Annotated in this window: 7 protein-coding genes; 4 read left to right on the top strand and 3 right to left on the bottom strand. The window is 42.1% G+C overall.

Going from position 1 to position 11,540, the window contains the following annotated elements; translation table 11 throughout:
• Positions 1-6,665: two-partner secretion domain-containing protein (locus K941_RS0111225; RefSeq protein WP_029103690.1), on the bottom strand; the 6,665-nt coding region annotated here is incomplete at its 3' end.
• A gap of 390 nt (positions 6,666-7,055) precedes the next feature.
• On the opposite strand from K941_RS0111225, the gene repM reads away from it, so the two are divergent.
• Positions 7,056-8,234 (top strand): replication initiation protein RepM, encoded by a 1,179-nt coding sequence (repM, locus tag K941_RS15690; RefSeq protein WP_051226039.1) that lies wholly within the window; start codon positions 7,056-7,058, stop codon positions 8,232-8,234.
• 144 nt (positions 8,235-8,378) lie between these two features.
• Positions 8,379-9,338 carry a recombinase family protein gene (locus tag K941_RS16535; RefSeq protein WP_051226038.1) on the top strand — a complete coding sequence of 320 codons (960 nt, stop codon included), beginning with the start codon at positions 8,379-8,381 and terminating at the stop codon, positions 9,336-9,338.
• Positions 9,339-9,491: 153 nt separating this feature from the next.
• Here K941_RS16535 and K941_RS0111205 read toward each other — a convergent pair whose 3' ends face one another.
• A complete protein-coding gene (locus K941_RS0111205; protein WP_029103689.1) occupies positions 9,492-9,725 on the bottom strand; it encodes a hypothetical protein in 234 nt (77 codons plus the stop codon).
• A 445-nt stretch (positions 9,726-10,170) separates the two neighbouring features.
• On the opposite strand from K941_RS0111205, the gene K941_RS0111195 reads away from it, so the two are divergent.
• On the top strand, positions 10,171-10,659 hold the full coding sequence (locus tag K941_RS0111195) for a MobC family plasmid mobilization relaxosome protein (RefSeq protein ID WP_029103688.1): 489 nt from the start codon (positions 10,171-10,173) through the stop codon (positions 10,657-10,659).
• Position 10,660: 1 nt separating this feature from the next.
• Positions 10,661-11,296 (top strand): relaxase/mobilization nuclease domain-containing protein, encoded by a 636-nt coding sequence (locus tag K941_RS15680; RefSeq protein ID WP_051226037.1) that lies wholly within the window; start codon positions 10,661-10,663, stop codon positions 11,294-11,296.
• 13 nt (positions 11,297-11,309) lie between these two features.
• Here K941_RS15680 and K941_RS17390 read toward each other — a convergent pair.
• A partial coding sequence (locus K941_RS17390; RefSeq protein WP_029103687.1) for a transposase family protein occupies positions 11,310-11,540 on the bottom strand: 231 nt, incomplete at its 5' end.

Here is an 11,540-nt window from a genome sequence, read left to right as displayed (position 1 = left end):
CCACCTGATTTGATAAGAATATTTTCACCACCCACCGTACTTTGAATACTGGTATTGCTATCCATCTGATGGGTAGTTTGGGTGGTCTTTTTGCTTAGTATGCCTTTGTCAGTAAATTTACTTGCCGTATCCAAGCTTTGGGTAGCACGGCCTTCAGTGATGCTGATGTCGCCTGTGGCAATCAGTGCTGTGGTGCCAGTGGCATTTAGATGCGAGCCTTTGATGTTGATGTCTGCGTTTTTGCCTGTGGTTCTGATGATGGTGTCACCATAGCTTGTAATATTTGAGCCTACATCGGTAGTTTGACTGTACTTAAAGTAATTGTTGTCATCTGCCACAGCACTGATGTGATTGCTTGTGGTGATGGTGGTGATGTCAATGCCGTTTTTGGCGGTCATTTGGGTATTGCCGCCAGCGTTGTCTGATGTGGCACCTTGATAGATGATCTGATTGCCACGCAGACTTAGGGTGGTTAATGGCTTGCCATTATCATCGGTTTTGTCTTTTAAGCCCTCACCAACACTGATGGTGGCGATTTGGCTTAAGTCAGTTCTGCTTGAACTACTTCTGCCTTGCGTGTTTGTTTGGGTGGTGGTTAGGCTTTGGCTCATGATGCGGTTTTTGGCATCAAGACCCATGGCACTGTTTGCGTGTAGGGTGCCGTGGTTGATGAGGTCGTTGTTTGTGCTTATCTTAACAAAGTCGCCATTAATGACGCCTGTGTTATTGACATTGTTTGCGGTGATGGCAGCAGTATCTTTGGCGATGAGGTTGCCATTATTGTCAAGATCGCCAGTCAGCTGCATGTTGATATTTCTTGCTGAGACAGCACTGTATCTGCCATCAGGACTAAGTGTGCCTGTGGCGATGTTGGCAGATCTTAGATACAGCTTGGGTACTAAGACATCCTCGGTTTTGGTGATGCTATTGCCATCTTTATCTTTGGTGGTATAGGTGATGGACTGTTTCACCAACCAGACGATGTCGCTGGTCAAGTTTGCCATCTGATCAGGCGTGAGTGCTGTGCCAAGCGTGTAGCCGAATTGTTTGGCTGCCGTGATGCCATTATCCATCAACTGTTTAAAGGCTTCTTCATTACTGTGATAATCGGTGTTGATGTGTCTGCCTGTCAGTAGGTAATACTCATCTTTAATACGCGCTTGTTCGCCATAACCATCAGATAGACGTTTATGGATGTGATTTGGGTCTGATTGTATTGCTTTTAGCATATAATCTGAGCCAAGCCACTGTTTGTAATTGGTAAAAGCAGGGTCAGTCTGTACCACAGGCAGATTTGGGTTATCAGCGTTGATGGTGTAGAGGCTTGAGTTTGGCAGATTGATGGTGTTATCAGTTTTCGTCACCACTACTGCTTGATTATTAGCAATGCTGTGTTCTAACTCATTTACCAAGCTTGCCAGCACAGCCTCATCCACATCCTGCCCTGATTGTTTGACTGATAGCAGTGCTGTTAGCTTTGCTTGAGCAGTAGCAGAGAGATTGGCTTGGTTGGCTTGCAAGGCATCAAGCAGTGCTTGGTTATCATTACTGCTTAGAGCATCTGGTGGATGCTTCGTTGATACAGGTATTGTATTGATGGTAGCATTTAGAATGGGAAGCTGGTAAGCATCTAGCGGTGCAAATTCTTGTACAAAGGCGCCACTGTTGGTGGGTACTCGTTTGTGGCGGCGACCGCCAGCTGACGACTCCACAGTGTATCTGGTAAAGTAACCATTTTCTGTTTGCTTGACTTTTTCGCCATACAATCCATTATCAGGGGTTTGGACAACCGTATCACCAACCACCAAAAAGCCAGCACCTGCACTCATTTGGCTTTTGTCATTAATCAGAGTATCGCCATACACAACAAGATTAGCACCTGCTACCATACGAGCTGGGTCAGAGGCTAGTGTTTTATCTTCATAGACAACAAAGTCTGTGGTAATAACATCCACTTCTTCGGTTGCAAAACGACCAATACCATTAATATCTCTAACATACAAAGCACCTTCTGGTGCACCTTTTTTGCTGGTTGGACCCAAATAAGCTTCATCTGTGGTATAGATGTTTAAAGCTAAGTCGGAATCACTTTTTGCAAATTGGCGGTTATGCTCCCTGATAGCCAATTGCAAAGCCTCAATTGCTGTAGAATTTTCCTCTTCCCATTTTAATAATGGACCCATCACTTTGGTGTAGTGAGCCAACGCTTCTTTATATTGCGTACAAGCTTGATTGTCTGCACCTGCTAAAGTACAGCTTTGAGCATCTTCCCCCTCTGGCAACTCAGGTTCATCCAACAGATCTTTGGCTTTGATGTCTGGAATGGGTTCTTTGGGCGGTTCAATCCCAAAGTGTGTCCAGATGACAGAGTCATTGTCGTAATTAATAATGCAGTCACTGTCAGGAGGGCAGTCAAATAGCCCCGCCATTGGCTTTTTATCCAAATCAGCGGTATCGGTGCTTTTTTGAGCAGCAGGTATTGTAGAAGCTTGTTCATGGGCACGGTAAAGCGTTTGCTTACGAACAGATTCTTCTATCACTTCAACCTTATGCTTTTTAAAATCGGCATTGCCATTTAGTAGGGTTTTGGTGTCAATCACCATCCCCCCACCAGACTCTATCGTCGCACCTTTATTAACAACCGTCTGTGCTTTGCCTGTGGCGTGATGATTGTCATCAAGACTGCCACCAATGTGCAGGCTACCAAGGCTTGTGATTAAGGCTTGACTGTCGAAGTTTTCGTTAAATTTGCCCGCTCTGTCTGGATTGGGGTTGTTATTAAGCGTTTTTACACCAATATCTAGACGCTGTCTGGCTGCAATCACAGGGGCGGTGTACTTGCCATCTGATTGTTCTGCTTTGGCTGGTGTGTTATTTAGTGTGTCGGCTTGTATGGCAAGGTGCGTGCCATAAATACGACCGCCTGACTGATTGTTGATTGTCTCCTTGGCTTTAATCACCGTGGTTTCGCCATTGATTAGGCCTTGGTTATTGATGCTGGTTTGGCTGGTTATTTGTGTGTGATTGCCACTACTAATGGTGCCTGTTTGGGTGTTATCAATATGATTTGCACCAAGCGTTAAGTCTTGGTTGGCAATTAATTGGCTTTGATTGATAATCTTGCCGTCAGTGCTAAACTGTAAGTTATTTGCAAGCAGTTTGTCATTATCGGTGTGCGTATAATCCGCTTGCTGTTTAATGGCAAGCACATCCGCTTGGATAATGCCACCATTTTGCAAATCTTTGGTGTCAATACTTGTGTGATTGGCTGATAATACACCGCCTTGATTATAGATGGCACTTGTATTTTTTAAGCTAAGCTTATTGTTGGCAACTGTTGCCCCTTGATTATGGTGTATATCCGCTTGTGCTGATAAGCTAATATTGTCTGCACTGCTCGTGGATTGATTGAAGTTTAAGCGATTGGCAGTGGCTGTAATATTGTCAGCTGCCATCATGACACCTTGATGACTGATGATATTATTGGCATTTAAGGTGATGTTACCTGCTGCACTGATATTACCTGTATTATCAATGTCTTGACTGCTAGCGATTTGTATATTACCTCTGACACCGATAGCACCAGTGTTATTAACATTGGCTACGGTCGCCTTAAGATTATTGGCAGTGATCGCACCTTGGTTTTGTAAAGCTTTGGCAGTGAGTACCAAATTACCAGCAACATCAATACTGCCTTGCTCTCTGGCAAGTTTATTATTATCAAGGGTACTGTCAATATTTAAAGAATTGTCAGCCTCTTTATCGGTGGCTTGCAGTAGACCTGCGGTATTATCCAAACCATCTGCGTTGATGGTAAAGCCAGTTGCCGAGATGACACCTTGGCTGTTATCAATGGTTTTGTTGATGTTTAGTGTTTGAGTGCCTAGACTTAATAGTTCGCCTTGGTTGTTATTTAGATTTTCTGATTTTACATGAAGCTCACCTACGCCTGCGTGGTGGATGGCACCTTGTTGATTAATAAGCTGATTGGTATCAATCTTAAGTTTATCACTGTTAGTACTAATAGTACCTAAGGTATTATCAATGCTGCGTTTAATTGCCAATGATAACGCTGTTTTACCAGCTTGACTAATGGTGCCTTGACGATTATCCAAGACATCAGTATTAACAATCATCTCATTGGCACTTAGTATACCCTCGCTATTATCCAGTTTGTTTGGCGCTGTGATGGCAAGGCTATTGCTAGCGACAGTACTGGTTTTGCGTGTACTAATGGTGTCTTGTGCTAAGAGTGTGATATTGTCAGCCTGGGTTTTGCTGTCATCAAGATTGATAGTATTGGCATTTAGCGTCAGTGTGCCTGTCGCAATAGCATTGCCATTATTACGAATACCTTCTGTTGCTTGGATGCTGATATTGGCTGGTGTATTACCAAGTTTACCATCACTTTGCATACCTGCACTGATGGTGCCAGCACTTGTTAAGCTTTGAGTGTCAATACGGACATCCTTGGCACTGGCAATCAGACCTGCTTGTTCATTGTTAATATGGCTGGCAGTAATGGCTGTATCTTGGGCTGCGTAAATCGTACCCGTGCTATTTAATTGCCGTGTGTTAATGCTAAGCTTGCCATGACTCTGAATGCGACCATCCGCATTATCAATGGCTGTTTTGGTAGCAACGGTTGTGTTTTGAGTACCACTAATGACGCCATCATTGTTGGTCAGTGTGCCATCAGCACTTAGTGTCAAGGCATGAGCACTGTGAATCATGCCTTGATTATTAATGATACTGCTCGCTGTGATAGATGCACCGCCGGCACTTTGTGTAACACCATCGCTATTATTAAACTCATTCTTGGCAACAAGCACCATATCCCCACCGCTTGTCAAACTACCCTCTGCGTTAATGATGGTAGACCCACTCTCAATCACCATACCATCTTTGGCGCTAATATCGCCTTTGCTGTTGTCAAAGCTGGTTAATTGCCAGTGGATGTCATCTAGGGCGATTTTACTGTCGGTGTTGGCAAGGGTGTTGGTGGTAAAGCTTTGCGCATCAATGGATGCCTGATGGGTGTTTCTTGTCTGATTGGCGGTGATACCAATATCACCTGTGGCGGTGATGAGTGCTTTGTCACCTGTATTGTTTAAAGACTTGGTGGTGCTGATAAAACCGTTGGCAGATGGCGTATCGGTTGATGGATTGGGTGTGTTTGCGCCATTATTTGAGTTATTTGTTGTTGTATTGTCTGCTGGCTGATGGCTTACCGTACCAGCACTTTGATCGGTACTTGGCACAGAGGGTGCTTTAAGTTGGGTTTTTTCATACAGGCTTTGACCAATTGCAGCTTTGTTGGTGTTGGTAAGTGTATGGGTACTAATAGTGAGCTTACCTGTACCTGTTTGGACAAGCTTACCAGTATTGGTGAGTTCATCAGTGCTAACTTGTAAGACACCACCATACATACTGCCTTGATTGTCAATGGCGTTTGTGGCAGTTATCTTAGTGTTTTGAGTGCTGGCAATGGTGCCTGTGTTGGTGAGCTTGGCGGTGTCAATGGCAATGTCGGATTGTTCACCAAGTAGCGTGCCATCGTTTTGAACAGAATGATTATGGGTGTTGACGGCAAGTTTATCTTTGGCAGACACTATGCCAGTATTAACAAGATTGCCTTGATGATCAAGAGTGAGCGTGCCTGTACCAGCTTGTACACCGCTGCCAGTTGCTGCAATCATCCCTTGGTTGTTAACACCAAAGCCTTTGTCTGTGCCAATAAGACGGATTTTACCTGCATACATGCCACCTAAGGCAGCGACATCTAGGGCAATACCTGTTTGGTTTGTGCTGCTTGCACCGTCATTTTTGTGGGCAGCAGAAAGTTGGTTAAATTTACCATCTTGCAGAGTAACTGTATTCTCCCCTGTGACAATATCTAGTACGCTGCCTGCGTAAATCTCATCATTGATTTGGGCGGTTTTAGCAATCAATGCAGCATAATCAGTGTTTTGTAGGTTAAGCTTACCATTAACTTCAATGTTGCCGGTATTGACTTGATAACCGGTGATTTGTCCTTGGTCAAACTTGCCATTTGCAGCCACAAGATGTACATTACCTGCATTGATAAAGCCAGCGCCATTCACCACAAGCCCTGATGGATTGGCAATGATGACATCGGCTTTTTGTCCTGCAATTTCAATAAAGCCACCCAGATGACTTGGGTTGTTAGAATTAATTTGATTTAAGATGGTGGATGCCTCACCTTTTGCCATAAAGGGGTTGGCTTGTACATATCCTGCGATTTGGGTATTGACTGCTTTACGGTTGTTATTTAATACAGCACCTGTACTGCTGACATCAAATTGGCTGTAGTGATTATTGGATAGCCCTTTATCATTGGGTGTGGCGATATTGACAGAGACGATACCACTGGCGGTAGGCAGAACAATGGGTTGTAATGATTTATCGGCAGATGGGTCGGCGGTGATGGTGGTGGGCGTGCCAGCATGGGCAGTCATGCCCAGACTAAACAGAAGTGATAGTGTCAGAGTCTTTAAACCAAAACCAACAGGTGATGACGCAGCCGGCATACTACCGCCCATGCTTGAGTTATCGGATTTGCCAGCCGAGCGAGTTTTTTCAGAAACCACAACCAAATGACCTAGGTTTTTATTAAAGATGACGCGGTAGCAATTGCGGTTCATTAGATATTCCTAAAAATAATCAAATACAAAAAATAAATAAATGAGATTTATTCTATAAAATTTGTGGAAATAGTGCAATGTTTTTATGATGATTTGTGGAGAATTGTGGGTGAGTGGGTTTAAGAAAGTTTAAAAATTAAATAAGTAAAGCAAAAAATCACGCTTTTTGTGATTTTTTGCTTTTTATTTTTAATATTTTTAATATTTTTAGGCGTCCTGAAAGCCTTGTAAATAAAGGGATATAGAGGAATTATAGCACCGTTTACCTTGCATTATAGCACCGTTTACCTTGCATTTGACACCTTTGTCAAAATAAGGTATAATAACACCTTTATTGTTTTTAGGTGCTAATTTATATAGCACCGTTTACCTTGCATAATTAGAAATTGTATGAATAAAAATCTCGTTGTTAAAGATAATGCACTCATCAATGCCAGTTACAATCTTGAGTTGGTGGAACAACGTCTTATTTTACTTGCAGTGGTTGAGGCAAGAAGAACGAATCAGGAAATTAAATCAGATGATTTCTTGACTATTTGTGCTGAGAATTACATCAATGAGTTTGGTGTCCATAGGAATGTTGCGTATCAGGCTCTAAAAGATGCGTGTAGTCATTTGTTTGAACGCAGGTTTACTTATCAGAAGCTAACACCGAAAGGTAATAAGGAGACGATTACGAGCCGTTGGGTTCAAAGCGTCTCCTATGTGGAAAACGAGGCGATTGTTAGGTTGAAATTCTCTGATGATGTTGCCCCTCTGATAACACTGCTTGAGAAGAATTTTACCAGTTATGAGTTGGAACAAGTAGCAGGATTGACCAGTAAATATGCGGTGCGTTTGTATGAGATTATTATTGCATGGCGTACTAAAGGTAGGACGCCTATGTTTGACATTGATGAGCTACGAAATCGTTTGGGTGTGATTAATGATGAATACCCAAGAATGGAAACTCTAAAGCGTAAAGTTATTGATTTTGCTGTTAAGCAAGTTAATGATAAAACTGATATTGATATCACTTATGAGCAACATAAAAATGGACGTAAGATTGTTGGGTTTACCTTTGTTGTTACTCAAAAGTCAAAAGGAAAATTAACAATTTCAAAAGCAAAAGACAAAGAAAGAGATGCTAATACCGTTGATATATTTGATAGTTTAACCGACAAGGAACGTGAAATTGTTAATGAAAAAAATATCTATGCCGACAACATTGGAGCAGGTGAAGAGCATCGAAACAACCTTATCAAGCAAGCCTTAGAGCAACATCGCCAAGCTGAGCTAGAAACAAAAAAGAAAAAAGAACGTGAAAAAGCAGAAAAGCAGGCTAAAAAAGCCAAGGAGAAAATTGAGCTTGACAGAGCCAAAGATATTTTTGAGAAGATAAAAGCAGAGCATCGTTTGATTAATATGTATTTGGCCAGAAATATTGACCCAAATCATTTGCAAGGTTTACAACAGATTCGCTATAACGATGGCGATTTTGCCGGTGTATTTGAAATGGAGCAGTATAAATTTGAAAAGCTGACCGATTTTAGACATTTAAATTTGGACTTTTTGCAAATAAAGCAGTGAGGTTTGTGGAATTATTTATAATTGAATGCAAATAATTCCCAAAACCCCTAGATTTTGAGAAAATTTAATTTGACTCGCTGGTGCTTGGCTTTGTATAATGTCAAAATTCTCGTAATCCTTCTCAAAATTATCTAGGCAAAAGTCATGATTTACGGCTATATTAGGGTCTCCACCAGTGGGCAAGAGCGTGGCACCAGTCTTTCTACTCAGCGAGCTCGGCTTAAAGAGCAGGGTGCCGACAAGATTGTCAGTGAAACAAGAAGTGGGGCAAGCACAGACCGCCCAGAGCTTGCTAAACTGCTCTCTAAGCTTGTCAAGGGTGACACGCTACTGGTGTACCGCTTTGACCGTTTGGCGAGAAATACGAGGCATCTGCTTGAGATTGTTGAGGATTTGACTGCTCGTGGCATTGAATTTAAGTCAGTCTCAGAAAATATTGACACTTCCACGCCCACGGGCAAGATGTTTTTAACAGTCATGGGAGCCATTGCTGAACTAGAACGTGCCACCATCAAAGAACGCACAGAACAGGGCTATCGAGCATATATTGAGAACGGGGGCAAGGTTGGCAGACGAGCCACTGACCAAGACCGTTTAAACCTAGCTAAGCGGTTATTGTTGGAAGGTCAGCGTTATGCGGATGTAGCAAAACAGACCAACATCCCTGCCAAGACCTTGTATCGTCATTTTCCCAGCCGAGAGATTGACCGCCTAAGGGATGGCAAACTGACCCCGAAAGAGGCTTTGTCACTTGAAAAGATAAAGCCTGCTTTGGCATCGCAAGCGGTGATTAAAACTTCAAAAAAGCATGGCAAGGCACCAGTAAAAGCTAAAGACAATGTTACACCCCTACCCAAATCCGAACCTGATTCTAAATCATCGAAGATTACCCCTGCTCAGGCACGGCATTTGCGTTTTATTGCTCACTTTGAGAGTCTGCCCCACCCTGAGCAGACAGCGATATTGGATGAAACCGCCAAAAAGATAACCGCCATCAAACAAAAGCAATTCTCTCAAGATAGGGCGGAGGGCGTGGCTCATAAAAACTTTGATTATGTATTTGTGATGGCAGAGATTATGGGAATTGCCTATAGTAAGTTTTAACACTCGCAATATAAGACTTTAACCCACCAGACTCATCAAACCCATCAATTGCCACTAAAAAAGTCCTGAGTCATGTCAGTATCTTCTGGCGTGATATGAGCTGTTTGTTGTGCCGTTTTGTCATTATTTGTCTTTTTATCTGGCACAATCCAATCATGCACCTCTGAGAGCTGTCTTTGATGTTTTTTTAGGTAGCTCTTTGCTGGCCTCATTAATGAAGGCTCTGAGTGTGGCATCATCATTGGTGATTAGAATCTCCATCAAATCTTGATAAATGGGCTTGACCGCATTCATCTTTTTGACCCATTCTAATTCTTTTTGCATTTCTTTGATTTTGGCTTCAAGCTCATTTTCACTACGAAATGAACGTTTCTTTTGATATGCCATACTTTACACCACTTGGTTGATTAATCATACTCTCATTATATCATCAATAGCCCACAAATCCACTGACCGCCCGTCATTTAAATTCTACCAACCATTAAAGTCAACCTAAAAACATCTTCGCACCATCTTGACTTAATCAGCAAACTTGCGTATAAAAGTAAAGATAACTTCTCCCCTCAAAATAAAAACGTCAGTGGTTATTTAGGGATTGTTTTAAGACTTGATGATTTACAGAAAATAATATAAGCCAGCATAGCTATCTATATCATTTTCACGTTCCGCTACCGCTCCACTAAAAATGACACAGACAGCATGACTGGCAAGGGTGGTAAAAAACACCCCCCCCCTTTGAACCCCCCCCTGCAACCCTATCGGGTTGCCCAACCCACGATAGTGGGTTGGTGTGGTTATTTAGCAAGATAAATGATTGTAATGGTGGTGATGTATGCCTAATAAAAAAATAAAAATAATTCGTTATGCTCTGCCCAGCATGCACCCAATTGTGCCAAATTATGGCGTGTTATCGTTTGAGCAGTGCCATCATACGCCTGATGGAATTTATCTTTTTTATGCCATCATTCCCAAACAGAAAGCTCGCCTTAAAAGAAGTAAAGCCATACATATCACGATGTTTAATGATGAATATCTGCAAGCAAAAATAAAAGCAAGTCAAGCAGGTTATCCTTTAGTAACTTATTGTCGTCACGCCATTTTGTCTCAACCGATGGTGAATCAAAAACAAAGAAAGCACGATGCAAAACTGCTCTCACAGATTGCACGCATTGGCAGTAACATCAATCAAATTGCCAAAGTTGCCAACACCAAAAAAGCACAAAATAAATTAGAAGAGCTTGATATTATTGAGCTAAATTTGACGTTATCAGAGATTTATAAAGAGCTTCATGGTCTAACCCAATCGATTGAGGAATCTTGACGTGCTGGTTAAATTTTTTAAACAAGGTCTAAAAGGTGGGGGTAATACTTCCTCTAAAAGCGTGAAGGATTATCTGCTTGACAACCGAGCCAATCAAGGGGTGGCACGCATTATTAGAGGCGATGAGATGCACACCAGTCGGCAGATTGATTTGTTGGATTATGCCAATGCCAGTAGTACTTATACCAGTGGCTGTTTGTCATTTGATGAGAGTGAAAACTTAGATGAAAAACAAAAACAAGAGCTTATGGTCTCATTTGAGGAGGCGTTACTGCCTAACTTTGATGCGACCCGTTATGCTTGTTACTGGGTGGAGCACACAGATAAAGGGCGATTGGAGTTAAACTTTGTTTTTGCTAAGATAGATTTGCAGACAGGCAAGCACTTGGATGTTTATCAGCAAAGGCGAGATGTGGCACGGTTAAATTATTGGAAAGAGATACAACTACAAAAGCATGGATTGTCCGACCCTAATGCCCCAAAACATGAACGTGATTTTCTAATCACGCCCTTTAAAAAGCCTGATGGCAGTACCCCTCATGACAAATTTAAACAACAAAAAGAAGAGATTCACCAGTACATCAGTGGCAGTATCACCAAAGGAGATGTCACGAATGCCAGTGATGTTAAACGTTAGACATCCTGCAAAACTACCCAATCCACCCAAACACGAGCTTTACCCTAAGTTCAAATCTTGCCAATGATTTACGATAGGTGGTTGAGAACATTTTAAAGGCCTTAAACTTGGCAAAGATATGTTCTACTCTCACCCGTGTTTTAGACAATAATGCGTTATAATCTTTGGCTTCTTGTACAAGTGGATATTTCTTAGTTTGTTTTAGTGGCGTAAAGGCTTGCTTGTATAAATGCTGTATGCCTTG

The sequence above is a fragment of the Moraxella caprae DSM 19149 genome, from assembly GCF_000426885.1.
Taxonomy (GTDB): domain Bacteria; phylum Pseudomonadota; class Gammaproteobacteria; order Pseudomonadales; family Moraxellaceae; genus Moraxella; species Moraxella caprae.
Note: the sequence above shows the minus strand (reverse complement) of the source record. Positions and strands in the feature narration are given on the sequence as shown.